Consider the following 24565-nt stretch of genomic DNA (forward strand, 5'->3'; position numbering starts at 1 on the left):
AACTCCCACCTATTCGATCTCTGTTGCGCCTGACGTCAGGACTTTTCCAGATTCGCCAGAATGTGCCCGTGCACGCGCATGCACACCCGCAGGTCCTCTTCATTCACGCCCACGAACAACTCATGGCGTAATGCAGTGGCGATGGTTTCAATCTGCTCGATCAACGGTCGGGCGCTGTCACACAGCAGGATGCGCTTGGCGCGCCGGTCTTCCACCACCGCCTGGCGCTGCACCAGCCCTTGGCTTTCCAGGCTGTCGAGCAAGCGTGCCAGTGTCGGCCCTTCGACGCCGACACTTTGTGCCAACTCACGCTGCGTCGGCGCTTCTTCGAAACGCGCCAAGTGCAGCAGCACCAGCCAGCGTGCCTGAGACAAGCCCAGCCCCGCCAAACGGCGATCCAGTTCGGCGCGCCAACCTCGGGACATTTGCGCCAACTGCATGCCAAAACGGTGTTGATCGGTTAACGGCATAAAAAACTCATGGTTTAGACTGAAAACAAAGTATGACTAATTATTAGTCAGCTAAGCATGAGCCATGTCAGTAGGCAAGCGCTCGTCTGTACTGATTCGTTTCATCGTCGCAATTGGCACACTAAATTTCGAACTCAGACTGCAACGCGGCACGCACACAGTACAAAACACCCTCGGGAACCCGCCCCGTGAACAGCGGTGCAATCTCCGCAACTGGTGGCAGTTCGCCTTCACCGTCCAGGAAGGCATCCTGGATTTCACCGAGCAAATCTTCTGGCAAATCAAGGGCCTGCTCTAACGACAACTGTTGCTTACCGATGGATTCGGCCAGCAGCGTGTAGACGTTTTTTTCCGAGCATTGCAACTGGCCAGCGATCTGGATCGGGGTCATGCCGGCCCGCGCCAGGCTGATCAATTCGTGGCGAATATCGGCAATTTCCTTCGGCGCTTCGGCCTGGCCGCCGAGCACTTCGAGGAAGGCCTGGCCATAACGTTCCAGCTTGCGTGCGCCCACGCCACTGACCCGGCCCATTTCGGCCAGGGTGGTCGGCTGCTCGCGCAACATCTCCAGCAAGGTCGAGTCGGGGAAAATAACGTAAGGCGGCACGCTGTGTTCCTGCGCCAGTTTGCGCCGCAGGGCGCGCAAGGCTTCCCACTGTTCACGCTCCTCGAAGCGCACCAGTTGGCTGGCCTGGCTGGTACTGCTCTTGGCGGTGGTCTGCGGCTTGAGGTCGCGGCGCAGTTCCAGGCTCACTTCCCCCTTGAGCAACGGCCGGCAACTGTCGTTCAGGCGCAGGCCGCCGTAGCCTTCGATGTCGATGTCCACCAGGCCGCGCGCGACCATCTGGCGGAACAGCGATCGCCATTCGCCTTCGGCACGGGCCTTGCCGACGCCGTAGACCGAGAGTTTCTCGTGGCCGAAGCTGCGCACCTTCTCGTTGTCCTTGCCCAGCAACACATCCACCAGATGGCCGACGCCATAACGCTGGCCGGTGCGGTAGATGGCAGACAAACCCTGGCGCGCCGGTTCAGTGGCATCCCAGGTTTGCACGCCGTCGACACAGTTGTCGCAATGGCCGCAGGGTTCGGGCATGTCTTCGTCGAAATACGCCAGCAAGGTCTGGCGGCGGCAACGCGTCTCTTCGCAGAGTGACAGCATGGCGTCGAGCTTGTGCTGTTCCAGGCGTTTGTGGCGCTCGTCACCTTCGGAGTTCTGCAGCATTTGCTTGAGCATCACCACGTCTTGCAGGCCGTAGACCATCCACGCATCGGCCGGCAGGCCATCACGCCCGGCGCGCCCGGTTTCCTGGTAATACGCCTCGAGGGACTTGGGTAGATCCATATGGGCCACGAAGCGCACGTTGGACTTGTCGATGCCCATGCCGAACGCGATGGTTGCCACCATGATCAGGCCTTCCTCGTTGAGGAAGCGCTTCTGATGATAGGCACGCAAGTCGTTGGGCAAGCCTGCATGGTAGGGCAGCGCCGGATAACCCTGCTCGCACAGGAAGGCGGCCACTTCGTCGACCTTCTTGCGCGACAGGCAATAGACGATGCCCGCATCGCTGCGCCGCTCGGACAGGAACGCCAGCAACTGCTTGCGCGGCTGCTCCTTGGGCACGATGCGATAGAAAATATTCGGCCGGTCAAAGCTCGACAGGAAGCGCTCGGCGTTCTGCAAATGCAGACGCTCGACGATTTCTTCGCGAGTGCGCTTGTCGGCGGTGGCGGTCAGGGCGATACGCGGGACGTCGGGGAACAGTTCCGCCAACTGCCCCAACTGCAAATATTCGCGACGGAAATCATGCCCCCATTGCGATACGCAGTGCGCTTCATCGATGGCGAACAGGGCGATTTCCAGGCTCTGCAAGAAGGCCAGCATGCGCGGCTGCACCAGGCGCTCGGGGGCCAGGTAAAGCATTTTCACTTCGCCGCGCTTGATACGCGCGGCCAGGTCGCGCTGCTGTTCGGCGCTGAGCGTGGAGTTCAATGCGGCGGCAGCAACGCCGAGTTCCTCAAGGGTCGCCACCTGATCGTCCATCAGCGCGATCAACGGCGACACCACCACGGCAAGGCCGTTACGCAGCAACGCCGGCACCTGGAAACACAACGACTTGCCACCGCCGGTCGGCATCAGGACGAGGGCATCACCGCCATTGGCCACGCGCTCAATGATCGCACCCTGGCGGCCACGAAAACTGTCGTAGCCGAAGATGTCCTTGAGGACGCGTTGAGCCTGCTCGAGCATGTAAAACTCCAAATATCGCCGAAATCCCTCCATACAGGCTGGCCGAAAAAGCGCGTATCTACGGAAAATAATCCGTAAGCGAAGTTTTCTCGGGTTGGCGCTGGCCTGCAGGGGGCATCACAAAACGCGGCAGTATACCCGAGCGTCGGCCGGCAAAGGGCGCGGCTGACGAACAGCGGCCGCTATCTAAAACCGGCCAAATATGCAGTGTGGCTGGCCTGGGCGCTCAAGAAAGCCTAGAATTCAGCATCGTTTATTCCCAAGGTAGTCCTTCAATGTCCTTCGCTGAGCAACTAACCCGCCTGCAAGCCTTCCTCGACGCCGATGAGCTGCATGACGAGGCGCTGGACTACGTGGCCGCCCACGGCTACCTGACCGCCCTGTCGATTTCTTCCGACATCGTGCCGGACCGTGAGTGGATCGACGCCTTGTTCGCCGAAGAGCCTCATTACGCTGACGCCGCCCAGCGCGAAGAGATCGAAGCCACCCTGCTCGCCCTCAAGGCCCACATCGGTCGCCAACTGGCCTCCGACGAGGAATTCGAGCTGCCGTGCGACCTCGACCTGGGCGAAGAGCCGGACGACTCCGACCTGCGCGGCTGGTGCATCGGCTTCATGGAAGGCGTGTTCCTGCGCGAAGCCGCCTGGTTCGAAACCGCCGAAGAAGAAGTCAGCGAAATGCTGCTGCCGATCATGGTCGGTTCGGGCCTGTTCGACGACCAGCCGGAGTTCTCCGACATCGCCGCCGACGCCAATCTGATGGACGACATGATCGTACAGATCCCGGAAGCCCTGACCGCCCTGTACCTGCTGTGCAACGCCCCCGACGAAAAACCGGCGCTCCTCAAGCCACGTCACCACTGAGTCGCACGCCCGTGATCGCCATGGGCAAGCGCTCGCCGCTCCTGCGTTACGCACTGCTGGCCATCGGCTGGCTGAGCGTAGCGCTGGGGGTGATCGGCATCTTCCTGCCGGTATTGCCCACCACCCCCTTCCTGCTTCTTGCCGCCGCCTGCTTCGCGCGCAGCTCCCCGCGTTTCTACGCCTGGCTGGTGGAACACCCGCGCCTGGGCCCATGGATTCGCGACTACCTGGACGGCAATGGCATCCCGCTCAAGGGTAAGGTCTACGCTATCGGCCTGATGTGGCTGAGTATCGGTTTTTCCTGCTACCTGGTGCCTCTGCCGTGGGCCCGCGGCTTCATGCTGACCAGCGCGGTGCTGGTGACGATCTACATCCTGCGCCAGAAAACCCTGCCGCCGCGCTGAGCCTCTTTAACACCGTGCCCTGCGACATTAGTGCTCACAAGACCTTGGTCGACACTGACTAATCCCCAGGCATCATGCGAGACTGTCCAACCGGGCCCGAAATGCCTGGGCGTGTTTCTGTCCGGAGTTACCATGACGCTGTCCAGCGGGCTGATCGCCGCCGTTGCCTTGGCCTATATGGCCATTATGTTTTCCATCGCCTTTTACGGTGACCGCCGCCATGCGCCGTTGCCGCCGCGCATGCGTGCCTGGGTGTACAGCCTGTCGCTGGCCGTTTATTGCACCAGTTGGACCTTCTTCGGCGCCGTAGGCCAGGCGGCCGAACAACTGTGGGCGTTTATACCTATCTACCTGGGACCGGTGCTGTTACTGGTATTCGCCCCCTGGGTCCTGCAAAAGATGATTCTGATCAGCAAGCAGGAAAACATCACCTCCATCGCTGACTTTATCGCCGCACGCTACGGCAAATCCCAGTCGTTGGCGGTGGTGGTCGCGCTGATCTGCATGGTCGGCGTGTTGCCTTACATCGCCCTGCAACTGAAGGGCATCGTACTCGGGGTGAACCTGCTGATCGGTGCCGGCGCGGATGCCACCGGCACCCGCGCCCAGGACACGGCGCTGATCGTATCGCTGGTGCTGGCGCTGTTCACCATTGTCTTCGGTACGCGCAACCTCGACGCCACCGAACACCACCGCGGCATGGTGCTGGCGATTGCCTTCGAGTCGCTGGTCAAGCTGTTCGCGTTTCTCGCGGTCGGCGTGTTTGTGACCTACGGCCTCTACGACGGTTTCGACGACTTGTTCAGCCAGGCGATGCTGGCACCACGCCTGGAGGAATACTGGAACGAAACCGTCAACTGGCCCACGATGGTGGTACAGACCGGCGTCGCGATGATGGCGATCATCTGCCTGCCCCGGCAGTTTCACGTCACCGTCGTGGAAAACATCGACCCCCAGGATTTGCGCCTGGCCAAATGGGTTTTCCCTGCGTACTTGATCCTCGCCGCGCTGTTTGTCGTACCGATCGCCCTCGGCGGCAAAATGCTCTTGCCCGGCTCGGTGCTACCCGATTCCTACGTGATCAGCCTGCCCTTGGCCGAAGCCCATCCAGTCCTCGCCCTGCTGGCGTTCATTGGCGGCGCGTCGGCCGCCACCGGCATGGTGATTGTGGCGAGCATCGCGTTGTCGACCATGGTGTCCAACGACATGCTGCTGCCTTGGCTGTTGCGCCGCTCCAGCGCAGAACGGCCGTTTGAAGTGTTCCGCCACTGGATGCTCTCGGTACGCCGCGTCAGCATTGTGCTCATCCTGCTGCTGGCGTATGTCAGCTACCGATTGCTCGGCTCCAGCGCGAGCCTGGCGACGATCGGCCAGATTGCCTTCGCCGCGGTGACCCAACTGGCACCTGCCATGCTCGGCGCGCTGTATTGGAAACAGGCGAATCGACGCGGCGTGTTTGCCGGCTTGGCGGCAGGCACGTTCCTGTGGTTCTACACCTTGGTCCTACCGGTTACCGCGAAAAGCCTGGGCTGGTCGCTCAGCCTTTTCCCCGGCCTGACCTGGTTGCATTCCCACCCGCTCGGCTTGCCCCTCACGTCGCTGACCCTGGGCACCGTGTTCTCCCTGGCGGGCAACTTCACACTGTTCGTCTGGGTCTCGATGCTTTCGCGTACCCGGGTGTCCGAACACTGGCAGGCCGGGCGCTTCATCGGCCAGGAAACCAGCCAACGCGCCAGCACTCGCTCCATGTTGTCGGTCCAGATCAGCGACCTGCTGAGCCTGGCCGCGCGCTTTGTCGGCGAAGAACGCGCGCAGCAGAGCTTTATCCGCTTCGCCTATCGCCAGGGCAAAGGCTTCAACCCCAACCAGAATGCCGATAACGATTGGATCGCGCATACCGAACGCCTGCTGGCGGGTGTACTCGGCGCCTCTTCGACTCGCGCAGTCGTAAAGGCCGCGATTGAAGGTCGGGACATGCTGCTGGAGGACGTAGTACGGATCGCCGACGAAGCCTCCGAAGTGCTGCAATTCAATCGGGCCCTGCTGCAAGGCGCCATCGAAAACATCACCCAGGGCATCAGCGTGGTGGATCAGTCCCTCAAGCTGGTGGCGTGGAACCGCCGTTACCTGGAGCTGTTCAACTACCCCGAGGGATTGATCAGCGTCGGCCGGCCGATTGCCGACATCATTCGCTATAACGCCGAGCGCGGCTTGTGCGGACCGGGTGAGGCCGAAGTGCATGTGGCGCGACGCCTGCACTGGATGCGCCAAGGCCGCGCGCACACCTCCGAACGCCTGTTCCCGAATGGACGGGTGATTGAACTGATCGGCAACCCGATGCCCGGCGGCGGTTTCGTCATGAGCTTCACCGACATCACCGCGTTCCGCGAGGCCGAACACGCACTGACCGAGGCGAACGAGGGCTTGGAACGACGGGTCACCGAGCGGACACACGAGCTGTCGCAGCTCAACGTGGCGCTCACCGATGCCAAGGGCGTGGCCGAGTCCGCGAACCAATCGAAGACGCGCTTTCTCGCAGCGGTCAGCCATGACCTGATGCAACCGCTGAACGCTGCACGCCTGTTCTCCGCCGCCCTCTCCCACCAGAACGACGGCCTGTCGAACGAAGCCCGGCAACTGGTGCAACACCTCGACAGCTCGCTACGTTCCGCCGAAGACCTGATCAGCGACCTGCTGGACATCTCGCGCCTGGAAAACGGCAAGATCAATCCGCAACGCCAGCCGTTCGTGCTCAACGAACTGTTCGACACCCTCGGCGCCGAATTCAAGGCGCTCGCCCAGGAACAAGGCCTGCGCTTCCGCTTGCGCGGCAGTCATTTGCGCGTGGACAGTGACATCAAGTTGCTGCGCCGGATTTTGCAGAACTTTCTGACGAATGCTTTCCGCTATGCCGACGGCCCAGTGCTGCTGGGTGTACGCCGACACCAGGGCGAGTTGAGCCTGGAAGTCTGGGATCGCGGCCCCGGCATTCCGCAGGATAAACAGAAGGTGATTTTCGAGGAGTTCAAACGTCTGGACAGCCACCAGACTCGCGCCGAAAAGGGCCTCGGCCTGGGCCTGGCGATTGCCGATGGCCTGTGTCGCGTATTGGACCATCGCCTGAGCGTGCGCTCATGGCCGGGCAAGGGCAGCGTATTCAGCGTGCGCGTGCCGCTGGCTCGCAACCAGACCAGCACACCGGTCAAGACCGCGCAGGAAACCGGTCTGCCCCTGAGCGGCGCGCGGGTGCTGTGTGTGGATAACGAAGAAAGCATCCTGATAGGCATGCGCAGCCTGCTGACGCGCTGGGGCTGCGAAGTATGGACCGCCACCGACCAGGCACAATGCGCGGCGCTGCTGGCCGACGGCGTGCGCCCACAACTGGCGCTGGTGGATTACCACCTGGACCACGGCGAAACCGGCACGGAGTTGATGGGCTGGCTACGCACACAGTTGGCGGAGCCGATTCCCGGCGTGGTCATCAGCGCCGACGGTCGTCCGGAGATGGTGGCGCAAGTGCATGCGGCGGGGCTGGATTATCTGGCCAAACCGGTGAAGCCGGCGGCGTTGCGCGCCTTGCTCAGCCGGCATCTGCCCCTTTGATCAGCCACCTATTCGGGCAGGTGCGCCACCCCGTCGGAGTCGGTCATTGCCCGCTCCAGCAGGTCGGCGGGCAAGCTTTTGCTGGCGCGGGCGCCGAGCAACCTTAACTGTTCGGTGCGGCTGACCAGATTACCGCGACCATCTGTCAGCTTATTCCGCGCTGCGCTGTAAGCCTTATCCAATTGCTGCAGACGGTTACCCACTTCATCCAGGTCCTGGATAAACAGCACGAACTTGTCGTACAGCCAGCCGGCGCGCTCCGCGATTTCCCGGGCGTTCTGGCTCTGGCGTTCCTGCTTCCACAGGCTGTCGATGACCCGCAGGGTGGCGAGCAAGGTGGTGGGGCTGACGATGACGATATGACGGTCGAAGGCTTCCTGGAACAGGTTGGGCTCAGCCTGCAAGGCCGCCGAAAAAGCGGCTTCAATCGGCACGAACAGCAACACGAAATCCAGGCTGTGCAAGCCCTCCAGGCGTTTGTAGTCTTTACCGGCCAAGCCTTTGACGTGATTGCGCAGAGACAGCACATGCTGTTTGAGCGCCGCCTGGCCGATCACCTCGTCGTCCGCCGCCACGTACTGCTGATAGGCCGTCAGGCTGACCTTGGAGTCCACCACCACCTGTTTGTCACCGGGCAACATGATCAGCACGTCCGGCTGGAAGCGCTCACCGTCCGGACCTTTCAGGCTGACCTGGGTCTGGTACTCGCGGCCCTTCTCCAGGCCGGCGTGTTCCAGCACGCGCTCAAGGATCAGTTCACCCCAGTTGCCCTGGGTTTTCTGGCCTTTCAGCGCACGGGTCAAATTCGTGGCTTCGTCCGACAGACGCAGGTTCAGTTGCTGCAGGCGTTCAAGCTCCTTGCCCAGGGAAAAGCGTTCGCGGGCTTCATTCTGATAGCTTTCTTCGACACGCTTTTCGAAGGACTGGATGCGTTCTTTCAAGGGATCGAGCAACTGTCCGAGGCGCTCCTGACTGGTTTCGGCGAAGCGCTGTTCGCGCTCGTCGAAAATCTTCCCGGCCAGCTCGGCGAACTGCGCCCGCAATTCGTCCCGCGAGCCCTGCAGGTCGGCGAGGCGTTGCTGATGGCTGTCCTGTTGCTCGCGCAGCTCCGCACGCAAGGCCGCCGACAACGCGTCAAGGCGACGCAGTTCGGCTTCCTTGGCGCTGCGGTCGAGGTTCCAGGCGTGGGCGGCGTCGCGGGCATTGTCGCGATCGATCTGCAGCAATTCGACTTCGCGGCGCACGGCGGCCAGGTCTGCCTGCTTGGCGGCGTTGGCCTGGCTGAGGTCGCTGATTTCGTCACGGCTGGCGTCCAGTTGGGCCGCCAACCCTTCCTGGGCCAGTTGCGCGGTGGTCAGGCGCTCTTCAAGCAATTCCCAGCCGGCCATGCGCGCGGCCAGACGGCGCTGAAGCTGCCAGCACACGGCCAATAACGGCACTGCCGCGCCAGCAAGTCCCAGGGCAATACTGGTCCAGTCAAAAGCCATAGCCATGTCTGCCATCACCGAAAAAGAGCAAGGTTAACCAAGCAAGGGGGTTGAGGACAGCTCAGTCTTCGACCTGGCCCAATTCACGCTGGGCGCGGCGGTCACCGGCACGGGCAGCCAGGCGCAGCAGGTCGTGGCCGATGCGGCGGTCGCGGGCATTGTCGCATTCGCGGCACATCAATTGGCCGAGCCGGCTTTGCGCTGCGACCACGCCATCACGGGCCGGCTGTTTGAGCAAGCGCCCGGCAAAATGTTTGATGTTGGTGCTGTGACCAAGACGCGGGCTGTCGAGCAACCACAAGGCCACTTTCAAGGAGAAACGTTTGGGTGGGGTAACAACCGGAGGGGTGTCGGTAACAGAAGATGATACTGAGCGAAACTTCATAAAGCACTGCGGGACAGAACGGAAGGCGCGCCACTCTACTCTTTTTTTCGTACAGGTAAAGCCGAAAAAACCCTGCACGCCCGTGCTAGAGCAAGCGCTCGGGACAATCCACAGAAGCTGTGGATAACTCAGTGGACAACCCACCTTTAACTCGCGCAAAGCCCCATGGAATGGGGGCCGCAGTCAAACTGACGATTTTTTCACCAATAAAAAAAAGCGATATTTTTCATTGACTTAAATTTTCATTACAGGCAAATGGGGCCCGATGGAAACACTTGACAGAACGGTGACACATACCGTGAACAATGTGTACAAGTCCCTTTGCTCCGGTTATATCGCCAAGGTTTTTTGATCCGACATGGCTTGAATATGTTACTGGCACGGCCAGGCAGGGACTTTTCAAATTCAATGCGGGTCGCCACACTGCCGCACCTACAACGCAACCATGTACGGGTCGATGAAAGGAATTCTGTTATTCACCGTGTTGCTGCTGGCCATTTGCGCGACCTCCCTGGGAATCAACGCCGCTCTGCCTTCGCCGGACGGCGCATTGTTTGCGATCGCGATCCTGCTCTCCGCCGCGTTCACCGCCGCCAGCCTGTGCATCGAGTTGGGCGAGGGCCGGATCAATGACATGGGCGATGTCATGAAAATGATCGAGACCGGCCAGTCCCTGCGCCTGACCCTGGCCGCGTATGCGCTGGGCTGCTCGCTGGCGGCAGCCGTCACGGTGCTGGTGTATCACGGGGTGCTGGAGGGCTGACTGAAGTTTTTTTACCGATACGCTTCCATTCCCCGCTTCGATCCGTTACTATCCGCGGCGTTAGTACCAAGCTGAAAGTCAATTCTGGTCGAACAACTCCCCTGAACAACACGGGATCGACCACCTTGATGGTTTCCAGGTATCACTTGCGACGACACAGCCTTTGAACAAGCAAAGGGTGTCGCGAAGTCTCAATACTCTGACCGAACCAACCTGCCAATTGATCAGGATCTTCACCCCGGGCCCAGAACCTTAGCCCCTGTTGTGTTGCCTGCCCTCCTAAGTACCTACCTGCCAGCCCAAGCGCGCCTAAACTATTAGCGCTTCAAACTGGCTGCTTTGTTCCAGTCGGGTTCTTCGTTCGATCAATAGTGATCGACGTCACTGGAACGTTTTAACGTTGCGCGGTTCTTAACCGTGTCATTTGTAGGAACACCCATAATATGTCCACTCAAATCCATACTCAGGACGCCATTCGCGCCCTCACCAACGCTTTTGCACCAATGAACTGCCTGATCATGGCCGCTCGCAAAGGCTGCTTCAGCTTCACCCTGGTCAACGAACACGGCATCGCTCGTCACAGCGAACGCCTGTACCCCGATCAATACTCCAGCGCAGAGCCGCTGCAGGCCGTGATCGAGCGTACCCGTCAGGCACTGATTGCCTGATCGACCGAAGTCGCTGAAACCCAAAAACCCTGTTTAACAAGCAGGGTTTTTTATTGCCCGGTATTCAGGTTTTGAATATTTGCACTCAGCACGAATAGATATAAACGTTATAACTGAATAAAGAAGATGTTTTTAAAACAGTCCTTTACACCACGAATATGACACTACACTTCAACTCAAGCGGCATGATCCGCTTCCGACGGGCCTGAGATCCGATCCACCGCTGCCAAGCCCCCACCCGCTCAGGCTTCGTCGACCACTTTCACGGACAGAGGCGAGTATGGGTATCGCTGCCAGCGAATTGTGTCGTTATGTGATCAGGCCGACGCTTGTTTACCTCGGGCGCCACGACCAGACCGCTGAATCCCTGCTGCTGGGTATTGCCGCCAGCCAGTCGGAACTTGGCTCCGCCTTGCACGACCGTCGCGGCCACGGCCTCTACAGCATCTCCGACCAGCGTCACCGCGCCTTATGGGACACCTACCTGGCGCTGGACCCCGAACGCGCCAGCCTGGTACGCGGCTTGGCCAGCCAGCACGCCTTCCTTGGCGCGCCCCAGCTTGAGCTGACCGTCAACCTGCGTTATGCCACCGCCATCGCCTGGTTACTGGTGGAACAACAGCGCCCCGCCTTGCCCGAACCGGGTGACATATTGGCCATGGCGCGTATCTGGAAAGAAATATTTCACCCTCAAGGCCGTCTTCGCGATTTCACCCACGCCTGGAAAACCTGTGTTTCATCCATGAATCAGGTGACCTGCTGATCGGGCAATTTACAAAATCCGGTAAAATGCGGCGATTTTGGTAGGATTGTCCTACAAAACGGCTCTATCTCCTGTGTTACAGCCTATAGCGCGATGTGTAATTTGTTGATACTTTCCGCTGCGGTGATCACACGGAGTTCTAATAATGAAAAAAGTAATGCTCAAGACCACACTTAGCCTCGCCGTTGCCATGGCCTCTTCCCACGTCTTCGCAAGTGGCTTTGCCCTTAACGAACAAGACGTCGCCGGGATGGGTACGGGCTTCGCAGGACGCTCTTCTACCGCCGAAAACGCAAGCACTGTCTACGGTAACCCTGCTGGTATGGCTCGCCTGGAAGGCCAACAAATTACCGGTGGTTTCGCGGTGATCGATGCCTCCACCGATATCAAAGATGCCGGCGGCCGTTCCAGCGGGACCAACAAAGGCGACATGGTGCCTTTCACTGGCGTACCTTTCGGTTTCTACACCAACAAACTCAACGATCAATGGTCTATCGGCTTCGGTGTTTATGCACCGTTCGGCCTGAAAACCGACTACGAAAGTGGTTTCCAAGGTCGCGGGTTTGGTAGCAAGAGCGAAGTATCGGTCATCACCTTCCAACCGACTGTCAGCTACGCGTTCAATGATCGCGTGTCCATCGGTTTTGGTCCGACCATCAACCGTATCGACGGCACCCTGGAATCGCGGCCGAGCCTGGCTGGCCTGGGGATGCCAGGCGACAACAAAGTCAAAGTCAAAGGCGACGACACCGCCCTGGGCTTTAACGCCGGTATCCTGGTTCAAGCCACCGATACCACTCGCGTCGGCCTGACCTACCACTCGGCAGTGAAGTACAAACTCGAAGGCCACACCGACGTCACCAAAGCGTCCACGGTTCCATCGGGAGTGCTGGCCAATAACCGCTACGACGCCTCATTGAAAGTCGACACGCCTGAATCCTGGGACCTGTCGGTGACTCAAGACCTCAGCGACGCCTGGAAACTGTATGCGGGTGCGACCTGGACTCGTTGGAGTCGCTTGAAAGACATCACCATCAAAAACGAAGGTGTGACAGCGGCTAGCGGAGGCGCATTGGCACCTGCGCTTGTCGGCACTATCACTGAACCGCAGAACTGGCACGACACCTGGGCTTACGCCTTGGGTACCTCGTATCAGGTCACCAAGCAGGTGGTACTGCGTACCGGCCTGTCCTTCGACCAGTCGCCAACCAACAACACCGATCGTTCGCCGCGCATTCCTACCGGTGACCGGACCATCTTCAGTGTTGGTATGGGTTACGCAGTGACGGAAGACCTGACCGTTGACGTGGCTTACTCCTACCTCAAGGAAGAGCCGGTCAAAGTCAACAAATCCAACGCACTGGGTTCCTACAGCTCCAAATACGAAAACAGTGCCAACGGTTTCGGCCTGGGCGTGACTTACAAGTTCTGACCTGCTTGCGCATAAAAAGCCCCGCTCTCCGGTAAAGGAGGCGGGGCTTTTCAATGGGTAACGATCAGGGTTTCGACGCCAACGCTGCCTCTACCGCCTTGAGCAAGTCCGGACTGTCCGGCTTGGTCAGGCTGGAAAAATTGGCGATCACCTTGCCCTGGCGATCCACCACGTACTTGTAGAAATTCCACTTTGGCGCGCTGCTCTGCTGCGCCAGCACCTTGAACAGATGCACTGCGTCCGGCCCCTTGACCGCCTGCGGCTCGGTCATGGTGAAGGTGACGCCATAATTCACGTAGCAGACCTTGGCGGTTTCCTCGCCGGTCTTGGCTTCCTGCTTGAAGTCATCGGACGGCACACCAATCACTTCCAGCCCCTGGTCCTTATAGCGCTGGTACAGAGCCTCAAGGCCTTTGAATTGCGGCGCAAAGCCGCAGAAACTGGCGGTATTGACGATCACCAAAGGCTTGCCGGCAAAGCGTTGGCACAGGTCGATGGATTCCTTGGCGCGCAACTTGGGCAACTGCCCCTCCAGCAACGGCGGGCAACTGGCGGCCATCGCCGCACCGCTAAAAGCAGCCATCAGGACGGGTACTGCAAGCCAGCGCATCTGCATGTCGTGTGTCCTTCAAAATAGTCAGACCACGAACTTAACAGATCGACATACCCAGTTGCATCAACGCCAGCCCACCGCGCTGCCAGCCCCACCATGCCAGAAGCAGCAGCAGCGTTGCCGCCGCTGCCCCAACGAACCAATACCCATTGGAACTCATGCCGCCTCCATCTGCGTCTGCAACCGCGCCACCGGCCGCTCGCGCACCGGCCAGTTCAGAGCGGCGGCGAGCAGGCTCAAGAGAATCGCCACTTGCCAGATCAAATCGTAGTTGCCGGTTCGATCATAGACCACCCCGCCCAACCAGCCACCGAGGAACGAACCGAGCTGATGGAACAGGAACACGATCCCACCGAGCATCGAGAGGTTTCGCACACCAAACAGCGTGGCGACCGTGCCGTTGGTCAGCGGCACGGTGGACAGCCACAGGAAGCCCATCGCCATACCGAACAGGTAGGCCGTGACTTCAGTCACCGGCGCCCACAGGAACAGCACGATCACCACCGCGCGCAACAGATACAAAGCGGTCAGCAGGCGCGGCTTGGACATGCGCCCGCCGAGCCAGCCGGCGGTGTAGGTGCCGGCGATGTTAAACAGGCCAATCAAGGCCAATACGGTGGTGCCGGTAGTCGCCGGCAAATGCTGATCGACCAGGTAGGCCGGCAGATGCACGCCGATAAACACCACTTGGAAACCGCAGACGAAAAAACCGAACGCCAGCAACCAGAACCCGGAGTGAGAACAGGCCTCCTTCAGTGCTTCACGCAAGGTTTGCTGGCCGGCCATGACGGGCAGCGGCCGATCCTTGAGCATGCTCACCAGCGGCAGAATCAGCGCCACCATCAAGCCCAACGCCAGCAGCGCCGCCGACCAGCCCAACCAACTGATCAAACCCAGGGTGCCCGGCACCATGGCGAACTGGCCGAAAGAACCGGCAGCGCTGGCAATGCCCATGGCGATGCTGCGTTTTTCCGGCGGTACCGCACGGCCGACCACACCCAGGATCACCGAGAATGAAGTGCCGGACAGGCCGATACCAATCAACAAACCGGCGCTCAACGACAGTGACCAGGCCGAGTCGGACATGCCCATCAATACCAGGCCGACGGCGTACAACACCCCGCCAACCAGCACGGCCTTGCTCGCCCCAAAACGGTCGGCCAGGGCGCCGGTGAACGGCTGCGCCAGGCCCCAGATCAGGTTCTGCAGGGCGATAGCGAAGGCAAACGTCTCACGGCCCCAGCCGAATTCGGCGCTCATCGGTGCCAGGAACAGACCGAAGCCATGCCGTACACCCAGCGACAACGCCAGGATCAGCGCACTTCCCACAAGAATCCAGCCACTGGTGCGCCACATCGAAGTCATTTCTTATTCTCCATTTACGGGTATATACCCGCTTGTAGTCGGACAAACCCGCGCTCAGGCAAGTTCATCCAGCAAGGCCAACAGGGTTTCGCGTTTTTCCGCGCCCAGCCGATCAATCAATTTCTGCTGCGCCGCTTCCCACGCTGGCAACGCTGCGGCCAGTCGTTCGGCACCGGCTTCGGTCAACAGCACCAGGCGGTTGCGCAGATCGTCGCCTTCGACCAACCGCACCAGGCCTTCGCCTTCCAGCACGCGCAGGTTGCGCCCCAAGGTACTGCGATCCAGGCCCATGGCGTCGGCCAGGCTGGAAATGCTCGGTTGATCGAGACGCTGCAAATTGCACAGCAGAGAATACTGGGCGACGTTGATCCCGAAGCCGTCGAGAGCGCCGTCGTAATGCCTGCTGACGCCACGGGCGGCACGTCGCAGGTTGGTGCATAAACATTGGGAGGCAAGCATGGAACGTGTATATACCCGCGATTAAGGAAATGCAAGCAAGTGTTACAGCGCCAATCCGACCACAACCGCCACTTCCAGCAGCTCCAGCAGGGCGCCAGCGGTGTCCCCGGTGGTGCCGCCGAGACGCCTGACCATCAACTGACGCAAGCCGATAAAACACAGCGCCGCGAGCAGGACCGCGATCCCACCGCTGAAACCACCGATCAGCAGGCAGGCCAGGCCGCTGAGGATCAGCACCTGCTGGCCGACAATCCTTGGTAAGTGGTCCGACAATGCCTGGCCCAATCCTCCGGCACGCACATAGCGCGTGGTGAGAAACAGCGCGAGCATCGACGCACGCCCGATCAGCGGCGCGAGGATCAGTGCCGCGCCGTTGTGCTGCTCGATCAGCGCCACCAGGGCGGTGAACTTGAGCAGCAATACCAGGCCGAGGGTGACCACGGCGATCGGCCCGCTGCGCGGGTCCTTCATGATGGTCAGGGTGCGTTCGCGATCGCCGAACCCACCGAGCCAGGCGTCCGCGCTGTCCGCTAGCCCGTCCAGGTGCAAGCCGCCGCTGAGCAACACCCAGGCCGTCAGTAACAACGCGGCGTGCAGCAACAACGGCGCGCCCGCCAGCGCGAGGTTCAGGCCCCACAACAGCAGGCCGAACAACAGGCCCACCAGCGGATAAAACAGCAGTGAGCGCCCCAGTTCCTGGGGTTGCGGCATGCCCGGCAGACGAATCGGCAGGCTGCTCAGGAACTGCAAGGCGATCCAGAACGGCAGCATGTTCAGCGCCCTTCCTTCAACGCGCCGTCAGCCGCAACCTGCAGGCTGAACAGTGCGCCATGGGCGACTTCGACATTCAGCAACTGCGCTCGGGGCAAACCGCGCGCCCGGGCCAGCAGCAGACGCATCACGCCACCGTGGCTGATCAACAACACACGCTGTCCGGCATAAGCCTGATGCAAGCGTGAGACCGCGCCGAGAACCCGATCGGAAAAGTCGCTGACACGTTCACCGTCAGGTGGCGTGAAGCTATAGGGGTCGGCCCAGAACGCGCCCAGCCCGTCGGCGTCGGTCTCCATCAACGCCGCCGCGCTCTGCCCTTCCCAGGCGCCGAAGTGCAGTTCCTGCAGGGCCTTTTCCAGGCTCACCGGCACCTTGAGTGTTGCGCCCAGTTCTTGCGCGAACCGCGCACACCGTTGCAGCGGCGAACTGATCAATCGGTCCCATGGGCCCTGCCCGGCCACCGCAGCACGCATCTGCGCCCAGCCGTTTTCAGTGAGCGCATCGTCGAGGCTGCCGCGCAGGCCACCGCCCAATTCGGTTTCGCCGTGGCGCAACAGGTCCAGGTGCAAGGTCATGCCGGGCGGTCCGCCACGGCGGCTTCGGCGAATGTCGCCATCTGCCCGTGCAGCGCGCAGGCCAGGCGCAGCAGTGGCACCGCCAACGCCGCGCCGCTGCCTTCGCCGAGCCGCAGGCCGAGTTCGAGCAACGGTTGCGCGTCGAGGCAGTGCAGCACGTGGCGATGGCCAGGCTCGGCGCCGCGATGGCCGAACACCAGCCACTCCCGGCACGCCGGGTTCAGCCGCGTGGCGACCAACGCCGCGACGCTGCAGATAAAGCCGTCCACCAGCACCACGATGCCGTCCTGGGCGCAGGCCAGATAGGCACCGACCAACGCCGCGATCTCCAACCCGCCGAGGTTGAACAGGGTGTGCAGCGCATCACCGCGTTGCGCGGCATGCACCGCCAGTGCGCGTTCGATGACGATGACTTTGTGGCTGACACCTTGGGCATCCAGGCCGGTACCCGGCCCGGTCAAATCGCTCACCGGGCAATCGAGCAAGGCACACGCCAACGCGCTGGCGGCGGTGGTGTTGCCGATCCCCATCTCGCCGCCGATAAACAGCTGCGCGCCGCTCGCCAACGCACGGCGCGCGCTGTCGCGACCGGCCTGCAGCGCCAGCCGCCCCTGCGCCTCGGTCATCGCCGGGCCGTTGACGAAGTTGGCGGTGCCCGCTGCGATATTCAAGTGACGCACGCCGGGCAGGTTCAGCGACGGCGTCACCGTGCCGAGGTCGATCACTTCCAACTGCGCCGCCAGTTGCTGCGCCAATACGCTGATGGCCGCACCGCCGGCGACAAAGTTATGCAGCATCTGCCCGGTGACTGCCTGGGGATACGCCGACACACCTTCGGCCACCACGCCGTGGTCGCCGGCAAAGATGGCGATCCACACCTGCTCCATCGCCGGTTTGACCCGGCCTTGCAGGCCGGCCAACTGCACCGCCAACGCTTCCAGGCGGCCGAGGGAGCCGGCCGGCTTGGTCAATTGCTGTTGGCGCGCCAAGGCGTGTTGATACGCCGAAGCGTCGCTGGCCTTGCACGGGTTGAGCCACCAGGTTTCCGTCATAACGCAGTACCTTTCAAAGTCAGGGGCAGGCCGGCAACGGTCAGGACAACGCGCTGACACCGTTCGGCCAAGGCTTGATGCAGCCAACCGGCTTCATCCACATAGCGGCGAGTCAATTCGCCCAGCGGCACGACACCCAAACCGGTCTCGTTGCTGACAAACAGGATTTCACCTGGCAATGAGGCCAGGCTTTCGAGCAATTGGTCACGCTCAAAAGCCAGGCGCTCGGGGTTATCGAGCAGCAGCAGATTGGTCAGCCAGAGCGTGAGGCAATCCACCAGCAGGCAGCGCTCGGGCGTGGCGTTTTCGCGCAGCACCCGTGCCAGTTCGATCGGTTCTTCGATCAGGCCCCAGTGATCCGGGCGGCGCTGGCGATGCAGGGCGACACGCTGGTTCATCTCACCGTCCAGCGGTTGGCTGGTGGCGATATAAATGACGGGCAACGCGCTGTCGCTGGCGAGTTTTTCCGCCAGGCGGCTCTTGCCGGAACGGGCGCCGCCGAGAATCAGTTGGAGCATGGGATGGCACCTCGGTATTCGAGCCGGGCTCGGTCAACGGTGGGAGCTGGCGTGCCAGCGATGCAGACACCTCGGTGTCTCAGGCAAGCCCTCAAATCCCACACAACCTGCGCAACAGCGCGGTATCCAGATGCTGTTCCACCAGGTCGGCCAACCGTTCGATGTCGCGCTCGCGCAGGGCGTGGTAATCGACCTCCTGCACCGCCTGCACACCGGCCCAGCGCAACAAGGCGCTGCACGCGGCCGGGGTTTCGAATACACCGTGCAGATAAGTCCCGAGGATTTGCCCGTCGGCGCTCTGGGCGCCGTCATGTCGGCCATCGTCCAGATGCACAGCAGGACGTTCCAGAGCCGCGCCGGACGTCACGCCCGCATGGATCTCATACCCACTGACCTCGGCGTCCTCCAGCAACAGGCGCCCACGCACATTGCGCAACTGCTTCTCTTGCGCCAGCGTCGTACTGAACGCCAGCAGCCCCAGACCGTCACTGGAGCCGGCCGGCCCCTCGAGCCCGAGCGGGTCATGCACCTGCTCGCCGAGCATCTGCAACCCGCCGCAAATTCCCAGCACCTTGCCGCCGTAGCGCAAGTGCCGCGCCACCGCAGTGTCCCAGCCATTGGCGCGCAGGTACGCGAGGTCACTGCGCACGCTTTTCGAGCCCGGCAGAATAATCAGGTCGGCGGCGGGAATCGGCTGGCCCGGGCCGATGAACTGCAAGTCCACCTGGGGATGCAGGCGCAGCGGGTCAAAGTCGGTGTGGTTGCTGATGCGCGGCAACACCGGCACGACCACCTTGAGCACCTCGGCCGCCTTGTCGATCTGACGCTGGTCGATGCCGTCTTCGGCCTCCAGGTGCAGGTCCATCACGTAGGGCAATACGCCGACCACCGGTTTGCCGGTGCGCGCTTCCAGCCAATCCAGCCCTGGCTGCAACAAGGCGATATCGCCGCGAAAACGGTTGATGATGAAGCCTTTGACCCGTGCCTGTTCGGTCGGCGAAAGCAATTCAAGGGTGCCCACCAGATGCGCGAACACGCCGCCGCGATTGATGTCGGCGATCAGCAGCACCGGGCAATCCACGGCCTCGGCGAAGCCCATGTTGGCGATGTCATTGGCGCGCAGGTTGATCTCCGCCGGGGAGCCTGCGCCTTCGACCATCACCACCGGGTAGGCGTCGCTCAAACGCGTGTGGGACGCCAGCACCGCCTGCATCGCGATGGCTTTGTAGTCGTGATAGGCCACTGCGTTCATGCTGGTCACGGCGCGGCCATGGATGATCACTTGGGCGCCGGTGTCACTGTTGGGTTTGAGCAGCACCGGGTTCATGTCGGTGTGCGGCGCCAGGTTGGCGGCCTGCGCCTGCACCGCCTGGGCGCGGCCGATTTCGCCGCCTTCGGCCGTCACCGCGCTGTTGAGCGCCATGTTCTGCGGCTTGAACGGCACCACCGCCACGCCCTGGCGCACCAGCCAGCGGCACAAGGCGGTGACCAGGGTGCTTTTACCGGCATCGGACGTCGTGCCTTGCACCATCAGCGTACTCATACCGCGTCCTTGTAGGCGATCAGGGCCTGTTCCAGGCGCTGCCAATCGGCGTCGGTGTCGGGCAGGCCAAAACGCAGGCTGCTGTCGTGGACAAACAGGCGCAGCAGAATGCCGCGCTGGGCCATGAAGTTGTGCATGCGTTCGGCGTGAGGGGTGATCAGCCATTGAAACAGGGCGCAGCCGCCCTGGGGTTGGAAACCTTGGCGCTCAAGCAAATCGAACAAGCGCTGGCCGGCTTCCAGGCAACGGTTGCGTTGCCGGGTGTGCCCGGCGGTATCGCGCAGACACGCTTGGCCGATCACCCGCGTCGGCCCGCTGACCGCCCACGGCCCGACCTGTTCGGCCAACAGCTTGAGCAACTTGCGCTCCGCCAGCACAAACCCCAGGCGCACACCGGCCAGGCCGAAGAACTTGCCGAACGAACGCAGCACGATCAGGCCGACCTGATGGGCCTGGCCGGCCAGGCTCAGGTGCGGCGTGACGTCCATGAACGCTTCGTCCACCACCAGCCAACCGCCGCGCTGGGCCAGCCGCGCATGCCAGTCGAGCAGCCGTTGCGGGGTCAGGCTCAGGCCCGTGGGGTTATTCGGGTTGACCACCACCAGCACGTCCAGGCTGTCGAGAAAGAAGTCGACCTCCTGCTCCTGCACTTCGCGCACCACGTAGCCGGCGCGACGCCAGGCCTCGGCGTGCTCGGCATAGCAAGGTGACAGCACGCCGACCTTGCCGCCCCGGCGCAAGCGCGGCAGCAGTTGGATCGCCGCCTGGGAACCCGGCACTGGCAATAAATGCGCGGTGCCATAGTATTCGCTGGCGGCTTGCTCCAGACCGTCGTCGGTTTCCGGCAGACGCGCCCAGGCGCGCAACGGAATCTCGGGGACCGGCCACGGCCAGGGCGCCAGGCCGCTGGACAGGTCGAGCCATTCGGCCTCGGCAATCCCATATTCAATCGCCGCCTTACGCAGCCGGCCACCGTGCTCAAGCATACAATTGCCCCCCGACGCATAGGATCAGCAGCCACAACCATACGCCGCGCTGCACCAGTTGCCAGCCGCGGTCGATGGCGTCCGCATCCGCCGCCGGGCCTTCGCCCAGTGGCGGACGCTGGTGCAGCTCACCGTGATAGATCGCGGCACCGCCCAACTCGACGCCCAAGGCACCTGCCCCCGCCGCCATCACCGGACCGGCGTTGGGGCTGTCCCAGGTCGGGCCCTGACGGCGCCAGCATTTGATGGCCAGCCTGGTTTTACCGAGTACGGCGTAGGTCAACGCCACCAGGCGTGCCGGAATATAGTTCAGTACATCGTCGATCCTGGCCGCCGCCCATCCGAAACGCTCGAAGCGTTCGTTGCGATAGCCCCACATGGCGTCGAGGGTGTTGCTCAAGCGGTACAGCACCACGCCCGGCACACCCGCGACGACAAACCAGAACAGTGCGGCAAACACCGCGTCGCTGCCGTTTTCCAGCACCGATTCGGTGGCGGCGCGAGCGACTTCAGTGCGATCCAGTTCACTGGTCTGGCGACTCACCAGGTAACTCACGCGCCGCCGGGCTTCGTCCAGGTCATCGCCGCGCAGGGCCTGGGCCACCGGGATCACGTGCTCGCCGAGACTGCGCATGCCGAGGGCACAGTACAACGCGAGGATCTCCAGCACCCAGCCGATGTAAGGCGCCCACGACAACGCGGTGGCCAACAGCGTCAACGGCACCACCGCAATAAACCAGGCGGTCACGCCGTGGCTGCGCCAGCCACGGCCACCGCTGTTGAAACGCTGCTCGATGCGCGCGGCGAAGTTGCCGAACGCCACCAGCGGATGCCAGCGCCTGGGCTCGCCCAGCAGCGCATCCAGCGCCACCGCAGCGACACACAGCAAGGCCACACTCATTGACGCACTCCCCAGGTATTTTCATACAACATGTCACTCAGCGGGCGCGGTTCGGCCCAGCCTTCGAGCTGCAACATCGGTGCCGGATAGAACGCCTCGACCGGCCCCAGGCACAACACCGCCAAGGGTTTCGCGCCGGGCGGCAAGCCCAGCAGGTCGGCCAGGGCCTGCGGTTCGAACAACGACACCCAGCCCATGCCCAGGCCTTCGACCCGCGCGGCCAGCCACAGATTCTGGATCGCGCAGGACAGCGAGGCCATGTCCATTTCCGGCAAGGTACGCCGGCCGAAGATATGTCGCTCGCGCTCATCCATCAGCGCCGCCACCAGCACTTCGGCGCAGTCGTGGATGCCTTCGACCTTGAGCTTCATAAACGTATCGGAACGCTCGCCCAAGGCCTCGGCGGTGCGTATGCGTTCTTCCTCCACCAACTGTTGAATCCGCCCACGCAATAGGCGGTCGCTGATGCGGATAAAACGCCACGGCTGCATCAAGCCGACGCTCGGCGCCTGGTGTGCGGCCTGGAGCAAGCGCTGCAGCAGTTCGGGAGCCACGTCACCGCCGCTGAAGTGACGCATGTCGCGGCGTTCGGCGATGGCACGGTAGACGGCGTCGCGCTCGGCCTGGGGGAAAGCGTTGTCGGTCATGAGCCTATCGCGGGCAAGCCCGCTCCCACCGTGGATTCGTGCTGTGGCGCAGCGTGCGGTGCGACTCGCTCGGGCGCAAACAGCGCGGCCACGGCCCGGGGGTTGGAGGGGAAGTAGAAGTGAACGTAGGAAGCGGTCAGCCGCCCCTGTCGATACACCGCCTCGGCCCCGCGCCCGCCATTGGGGCTCACGCCACGGGCAATGGGCACCCAGTCGGTGCTGGTCAGCGAGTGGTGATAGGTGTGCCCACGCAACACGCCCTCGGGCAATTCGACGCTTTGCAGAGCCAGCGCCGCGAGCTTCTTTTGCATCACCGCAGCGCCCTGCAGCAGGCCGACCAGTCCGGCGCGGAGGCCGTCGACATCGGTGAGCGAGTCCAGCAGATAGAGCATGCCGCCACACTCGGCGAGCAGCGGTTTGCCGGCAGCGTGATGGGCACGGATCGCCTCCAGCATCGCGGTGTTTTCCGACAGTGCCTGGTGATGCAATTCCGGGTAACCACCAGGCAGATAGAGGCTGTCGGCGTCTGGCAATTGGCGATCATGGATCGGCGAGAAGAAGCTCAACTCGGCGCCCATCGCCCGCAGCAAATCGAGGCTGGCACCGTAAGTGAAGGCGAAGGCTTCGTCACGCGCGACGGCGATCCGCACGCCAGCCAGCAACGGTTCAGTGCGGGTTACCGGCGGTGCGGCAAAGGTGACCGGCGGCGGCAACGCAACCTCGCAGCTGCTGCCCAACGCTTGGGCGGCGGCGTCCAGGCGCAGGTCGAGGTCATTCAGTTCGCTGGCTTGCACCAGGCCCAGGTGGCGGCTGGGTAATTCGATAGCGGTCTCGCGGGACAGCGCGCCATACCAGCGCAGGCCTTCGGTGAGGCTGCCTTCGAGCAATTGCGCATGGCGCAGGGTGCCGACGCGGTTGGCCAGCACGCCGGCGAACGGCAAGTCCGGCTGATAGCGTGCCAGGCCGAGGGCCAGGGCGCCGAAGGTCTGCGCCATGGCCGTGCCATCGATCACGCCGAGCACCGGCACACCGAAGTGCCGCGCCAGGTCGGCGCTGGAAGGTGTGCCGTCGAACAGCCCCATCACGCCTTCGATCAGGATCAGGTCCGCCTCCCCCGCTGCTTCCCACAGTAGGCGGCGACTTTCCTGCTCGCCCACCATCCACATGTCCAATTGATACACCGGCGCACCGCTGGCGCGCTCGTGGATCATCGGGTCGAGGAAGTCCGGGCCGCATTTGAACACACGCACCTTGCGCCCCAGGTTGCGGTGCAAGCGCGCCAGCGCGGCGGTGACCGTGGTTTTGCCCTGGCCGGACGCCGGTGCGGCGATCAAGACAGCCGGGCAATGGCGGGGCTGATTCAAAGTTCGACGCCTTTCTGTGCCTTGATACCGGCCTGGAACGCATGCTTGAGCATGCCCATGTCGGTGACGGTGTCGCCCATTTCGATCAGTTCAGGTTTGGCGCCACGGCCGGTGACCACCACGTGCTGCATCGGCGGGCGGGCCTGCAGGTCGCTGAGGACCTGATCGAGGTCGAGGTAGCCGTGCTTGAGCGCGATGTTCAGCTCATCCAGCACCACCAGGCCGATGCTCGGGTCTTGCAGCAATTGGCGGGACACCGCCCAGGCGGCCTCGGCGGCCGCGATGTCGCGCTGGCGGTCCTGGGTTTCCCAGGTAAAGCCCTCGCCCATTACATGGAAACGCACTTGCTCGGGGAAACGGCGGAAGAACAATTCTTCGCCGGTGCTGTTGCGCCCCTTGATGAACTGCACCACGCCGCACTGCATGCCGTGGCCCATGGCGCGGGCCAGCATGCCAAACGCCGAGCTACTCTTGCCTTTGCCGTTGCCGGTCAGCACCAGCAGCAAGCCGCATTCGTTCGGGGAATTGGCGATGCGTTCATCGATCACGGCTTTTTTGCGCAGCATGCGCGCCAGATGGCGTTCGTCGCGCTCGGGGGAATCGGTCATGGCAGCTCTCCGTTGGGGCTGGACAAAAAACGGCGGGCAGGAAAAAACAACAACAGACAGCCAAGCATCGCCCA

Annotated in this window: 25 protein-coding genes; 7 read left to right on the top strand and 18 right to left on the bottom strand. The window is 62.3% G+C overall.

What is annotated here, in order from left to right; genetic code table 11:
* Positions 1 to 35: 35 nt before the first annotated feature.
* Positions 36 to 470, bottom strand: coding sequence for a MarR family transcriptional regulator (locus tag LQ249_RS22685; protein ID WP_017845349.1), 435 nt, complete (start codon positions 468 to 470; stop codon positions 36 to 38).
* 121 nt (positions 471 to 591) lie between these two features.
* Entirely contained in the window at positions 592 to 2718 is a 2127-nt protein-coding gene (recQ, locus tag LQ249_RS22690; protein ID WP_017845348.1) for a DNA helicase RecQ, read from the bottom strand.
* 275 nt (positions 2719 to 2993) lie between these two features.
* Here recQ and LQ249_RS22695 point away from each other — a divergent pair, with 275 nt between their 5' ends.
* From LQ249_RS22695 to LQ249_RS22705, 3 genes are all read left to right on the top strand, one after another.
* Positions 2994 to 3581, top strand: a complete 588-nt coding sequence (locus LQ249_RS22695; protein WP_017845347.1) for a UPF0149 family protein — start codon at positions 2994 to 2996, stop codon at positions 3579 to 3581.
* A gap of 20 nt (positions 3582 to 3601) precedes the next feature.
* The gene (locus LQ249_RS22700; RefSeq protein WP_026139819.1) at positions 3602 to 3985 is read left to right on the top strand and encodes a YbaN family protein; all 384 of its coding nucleotides are present in this window, start codon (positions 3602 to 3604) and stop codon (positions 3983 to 3985) included.
* 132 nt (positions 3986 to 4117) lie between these two features.
* On the top strand, positions 4118 to 7588 hold the full coding sequence (locus tag LQ249_RS22705; protein ID WP_201021421.1) for a hybrid sensor histidine kinase/response regulator: 3471 nt from the start codon (positions 4118 to 4120) through the stop codon (positions 7586 to 7588).
* An 8-nt stretch (positions 7589 to 7596) separates the two neighbouring features.
* On the opposite strand, the gene rmuC is transcribed toward LQ249_RS22705, so the two are convergent.
* Both rmuC and LQ249_RS22715 read right to left on the bottom strand, forming a co-directional pair.
* Positions 7597 to 8961: a DNA recombination protein RmuC gene (rmuC, locus tag LQ249_RS22710; protein WP_164887036.1), complete on the bottom strand. Its 1365-nt coding sequence runs from the start codon at positions 8959 to 8961 to the stop codon at positions 7597 to 7599.
* A gap of 175 nt (positions 8962 to 9136) precedes the next feature.
* Positions 9137 to 9460 (bottom strand): hypothetical protein, encoded by a 324-nt coding sequence (locus tag LQ249_RS22715; RefSeq protein WP_057003854.1) that lies wholly within the window; start codon positions 9458 to 9460, stop codon positions 9137 to 9139.
* Between the two features lie 457 nt (positions 9461 to 9917).
* Between LQ249_RS22715 and LQ249_RS22720 the strand changes: the two genes are divergently transcribed.
* The 4 genes from LQ249_RS22720 (at position 9918) to LQ249_RS22735 (ending at position 13086) form a co-directional block, all read left to right on the top strand.
* Positions 9918 to 10223 carry a hypothetical protein gene (locus LQ249_RS22720; protein WP_057003853.1) on the top strand — a complete coding sequence of 102 codons (306 nt, stop codon included), beginning with the start codon at positions 9918 to 9920 and terminating at the stop codon, positions 10221 to 10223.
* A 443-nt stretch (positions 10224 to 10666) separates the two neighbouring features.
* Complete coding sequence (locus LQ249_RS22725) at positions 10667 to 10891, top strand: hypothetical protein (RefSeq protein ID WP_017845341.1); 225 nt, start codon at positions 10667 to 10669, stop codon at positions 10889 to 10891.
* A gap of 280 nt (positions 10892 to 11171) precedes the next feature.
* On the top strand, positions 11172 to 11654 hold the full coding sequence (locus tag LQ249_RS22730; protein ID WP_046382493.1) for a hypothetical protein: 483 nt from the start codon (positions 11172 to 11174) through the stop codon (positions 11652 to 11654).
* Positions 11655 to 11799: 145 nt separating this feature from the next.
* Positions 11800 to 13086 carry an OmpP1/FadL family transporter gene (locus LQ249_RS22735; protein WP_169881317.1) on the top strand — a complete coding sequence of 429 codons (1287 nt, stop codon included), beginning with the start codon at positions 11800 to 11802 and terminating at the stop codon, positions 13084 to 13086.
* A gap of 64 nt (positions 13087 to 13150) precedes the next feature.
* On the opposite strand, the gene LQ249_RS22740 is transcribed toward LQ249_RS22735, so the two are convergent.
* The 14 genes from LQ249_RS22740 to cobO form a co-directional block, all read right to left on the bottom strand.
* The gene (locus LQ249_RS22740) at positions 13151 to 13702 is read right to left on the bottom strand and encodes a glutathione peroxidase (RefSeq protein ID WP_017845338.1); all 552 of its coding nucleotides are present in this window, start codon (positions 13700 to 13702) and stop codon (positions 13151 to 13153) included.
* A 34-nt stretch (positions 13703 to 13736) separates the two neighbouring features.
* Positions 13737 to 13859 (bottom strand): hypothetical protein, encoded by a 123-nt coding sequence (locus LQ249_RS31540; protein ID WP_017845337.1) that lies wholly within the window; start codon positions 13857 to 13859, stop codon positions 13737 to 13739.
* Positions 13856 to 15055 carry an MFS transporter gene (locus tag LQ249_RS22745; RefSeq protein WP_162231515.1) on the bottom strand — a complete coding sequence of 400 codons (1200 nt, stop codon included), beginning with the start codon at positions 15053 to 15055 and terminating at the stop codon, positions 13856 to 13858. Before LQ249_RS22745 ends, LQ249_RS31540 begins: the two co-directional genes overlap by 4 nt.
* A gap of 63 nt (positions 15056 to 15118) precedes the next feature.
* The gene (locus LQ249_RS22750; RefSeq protein ID WP_017845335.1) at positions 15119 to 15523 is read right to left on the bottom strand and encodes a MarR family winged helix-turn-helix transcriptional regulator; all 405 of its coding nucleotides are present in this window, start codon (positions 15521 to 15523) and stop codon (positions 15119 to 15121) included.
* A 42-nt stretch (positions 15524 to 15565) separates the two neighbouring features.
* Positions 15566 to 16294, bottom strand: a complete 729-nt coding sequence (locus LQ249_RS22755) for an adenosylcobinamide-GDP ribazoletransferase (protein WP_017845334.1) — start codon at positions 16292 to 16294, stop codon at positions 15566 to 15568.
* 2 nt (positions 16295 to 16296) lie between these two features.
* Complete coding sequence (gene cobC / locus LQ249_RS22760) at positions 16297 to 16872, bottom strand: alpha-ribazole phosphatase family protein (RefSeq protein WP_057003851.1); 576 nt, start codon at positions 16870 to 16872, stop codon at positions 16297 to 16299.
* The gene (gene cobT / locus LQ249_RS22765; protein ID WP_232565921.1) at positions 16869 to 17924 is read right to left on the bottom strand and encodes a nicotinate-nucleotide--dimethylbenzimidazole phosphoribosyltransferase; all 1056 of its coding nucleotides are present in this window, start codon (positions 17922 to 17924) and stop codon (positions 16869 to 16871) included. Before cobT ends, cobC begins: the two co-directional genes overlap by 4 nt.
* The gene (gene cobU / locus LQ249_RS22770; protein ID WP_079444470.1) at positions 17921 to 18442 is read right to left on the bottom strand and encodes a bifunctional adenosylcobinamide kinase/adenosylcobinamide-phosphate guanylyltransferase; all 522 of its coding nucleotides are present in this window, start codon (positions 18440 to 18442) and stop codon (positions 17921 to 17923) included. Before cobU ends, cobT begins: the two co-directional genes overlap by 4 nt.
* A gap of 91 nt (positions 18443 to 18533) precedes the next feature.
* Positions 18534 to 19985, bottom strand: coding sequence for a cobyric acid synthase (locus tag LQ249_RS22775; protein WP_017845330.1), 1452 nt, complete (start codon positions 19983 to 19985; stop codon positions 18534 to 18536).
* Positions 19982 to 20971 (bottom strand): threonine-phosphate decarboxylase CobD, encoded by a 990-nt coding sequence (gene cobD, locus LQ249_RS22780; protein ID WP_017845329.1) that lies wholly within the window; start codon positions 20969 to 20971, stop codon positions 19982 to 19984. Before cobD ends, LQ249_RS22775 begins: the two co-directional genes overlap by 4 nt.
* Positions 20964 to 21872 carry an adenosylcobinamide-phosphate synthase CbiB gene (cbiB, locus tag LQ249_RS22785; protein WP_017845328.1) on the bottom strand — a complete coding sequence of 303 codons (909 nt, stop codon included), beginning with the start codon at positions 21870 to 21872 and terminating at the stop codon, positions 20964 to 20966. The genes cobD and cbiB overlap by 8 nt, the downstream gene beginning before the upstream one ends.
* Positions 21869 to 22519: a 5,6-dimethylbenzimidazole synthase gene (gene bluB / locus LQ249_RS22790; protein WP_017845327.1), complete on the bottom strand. Its 651-nt coding sequence runs from the start codon at positions 22517 to 22519 to the stop codon at positions 21869 to 21871. Before bluB ends, cbiB begins: the two co-directional genes overlap by 4 nt.
* Positions 22516 to 23883, bottom strand: coding sequence for a cobyrinate a,c-diamide synthase (locus LQ249_RS22795; RefSeq protein ID WP_017845326.1), 1368 nt, complete (start codon positions 23881 to 23883; stop codon positions 22516 to 22518). The genes bluB and LQ249_RS22795 overlap by 4 nt, the downstream gene beginning before the upstream one ends.
* On the bottom strand, positions 23880 to 24491 hold the full coding sequence (gene cobO, locus LQ249_RS22800; RefSeq protein WP_046382485.1) for a cob(I)yrinic acid a,c-diamide adenosyltransferase: 612 nt from the start codon (positions 24489 to 24491) through the stop codon (positions 23880 to 23882). Before cobO ends, LQ249_RS22795 begins: the two co-directional genes overlap by 4 nt.
* Positions 24492 to 24565 lie beyond the last annotated feature (74 nt).

The sequence above is a fragment of the Pseudomonas sp. 7-41 genome (genome assembly GCF_021233075.1).
In the GTDB taxonomy this organism is placed as follows: Bacteria; Pseudomonadota; Gammaproteobacteria; order Pseudomonadales; family Pseudomonadaceae; genus Aquipseudomonas; species Aquipseudomonas veronii.

Bases quoted from the DNA above. Each gene is read 5' to 3' on its own strand.
- bluB (WP_017845327.1), bottom strand. From the start codon at position 22,519: ATGACCGACAACGCTTTCCCCCAGGCCGAGCGCGACGCCGTCTACCGT.
- LQ249_RS22730 (WP_046382493.1), top strand. From the start codon at position 11,172: ATGGGTATCGCTGCCAGCGAATTGTGTCGTTATGTGATCAGGCCGACG.
- LQ249_RS31540 (WP_017845337.1), bottom strand. From the start codon at position 13,859: ATGAGTTCCAATGGGTATTGGTTCGTTGGGGCAGCGGCGGCAACGCTG.
- cobC (WP_057003851.1), bottom strand. From the start codon at position 16,872: ATGACCTTGCACCTGGACCTGTTGCGCCACGGCGAAACCGAATTGGGC.
- LQ249_RS22685 (WP_017845349.1), bottom strand. From the start codon at position 470: ATGCCGTTAACCGATCAACACCGTTTTGGCATGCAGTTGGCGCAAATG.
- cobU (WP_079444470.1), bottom strand. From the start codon at position 18,442: ATGCTCCAACTGATTCTCGGCGGCGCCCGTTCCGGCAAGAGCCGCCTG.
- LQ249_RS22740 (WP_017845338.1), bottom strand. From the start codon at position 13,702: ATGCAGATGCGCTGGCTTGCAGTACCCGTCCTGATGGCTGCTTTTAGC.
- cobD (WP_017845329.1), bottom strand. From the start codon at position 20,971: ATGCTTGAGCACGGTGGCCGGCTGCGTAAGGCGGCGATTGAATATGGG.
- LQ249_RS22705 (WP_201021421.1), top strand. From the start codon at position 4,118: ATGACGCTGTCCAGCGGGCTGATCGCCGCCGTTGCCTTGGCCTATATG.
- cobT (WP_232565921.1), bottom strand. From the start codon at position 17,924: ATGACGGAAACCTGGTGGCTCAACCCGTGCAAGGCCAGCGACGCTTCG.
- LQ249_RS22725 (WP_017845341.1), top strand. From the start codon at position 10,667: ATGTCCACTCAAATCCATACTCAGGACGCCATTCGCGCCCTCACCAAC.
- LQ249_RS22695 (WP_017845347.1), top strand. From the start codon at position 2,994: ATGTCCTTCGCTGAGCAACTAACCCGCCTGCAAGCCTTCCTCGACGCC.
- LQ249_RS22735 (WP_169881317.1), top strand. From the start codon at position 11,800: ATGAAAAAAGTAATGCTCAAGACCACACTTAGCCTCGCCGTTGCCATG.
- recQ (WP_017845348.1), bottom strand. From the start codon at position 2,718: ATGCTCGAGCAGGCTCAACGCGTCCTCAAGGACATCTTCGGCTACGAC.
- LQ249_RS22745 (WP_162231515.1), bottom strand. From the start codon at position 15,055: ATGTGGCGCACCAGTGGCTGGATTCTTGTGGGAAGTGCGCTGATCCTG.
- LQ249_RS22775 (WP_017845330.1), bottom strand. From the start codon at position 19,985: ATGAGTACGCTGATGGTGCAAGGCACGACGTCCGATGCCGGTAAAAGC.
- cobO (WP_046382485.1), bottom strand. From the start codon at position 24,491: ATGACCGATTCCCCCGAGCGCGACGAACGCCATCTGGCGCGCATGCTG.
- LQ249_RS22700 (WP_026139819.1), top strand. From the start codon at position 3,602: ATGGGCAAGCGCTCGCCGCTCCTGCGTTACGCACTGCTGGCCATCGGC.
- LQ249_RS22755 (WP_017845334.1), bottom strand. From the start codon at position 16,294: ATGCTGCCGTTCTGGATCGCCTTGCAGTTCCTGAGCAGCCTGCCGATT.
- cbiB (WP_017845328.1), bottom strand. From the start codon at position 21,872: ATGAGTGTGGCCTTGCTGTGTGTCGCTGCGGTGGCGCTGGATGCGCTG.
- LQ249_RS22715 (WP_057003854.1), bottom strand. From the start codon at position 9,460: ATGAAGTTTCGCTCAGTATCATCTTCTGTTACCGACACCCCTCCGGTT.
- LQ249_RS22720 (WP_057003853.1), top strand. From the start codon at position 9,918: ATGAAAGGAATTCTGTTATTCACCGTGTTGCTGCTGGCCATTTGCGCG.
- LQ249_RS22750 (WP_017845335.1), bottom strand. From the start codon at position 15,523: ATGCTTGCCTCCCAATGTTTATGCACCAACCTGCGACGTGCCGCCCGT.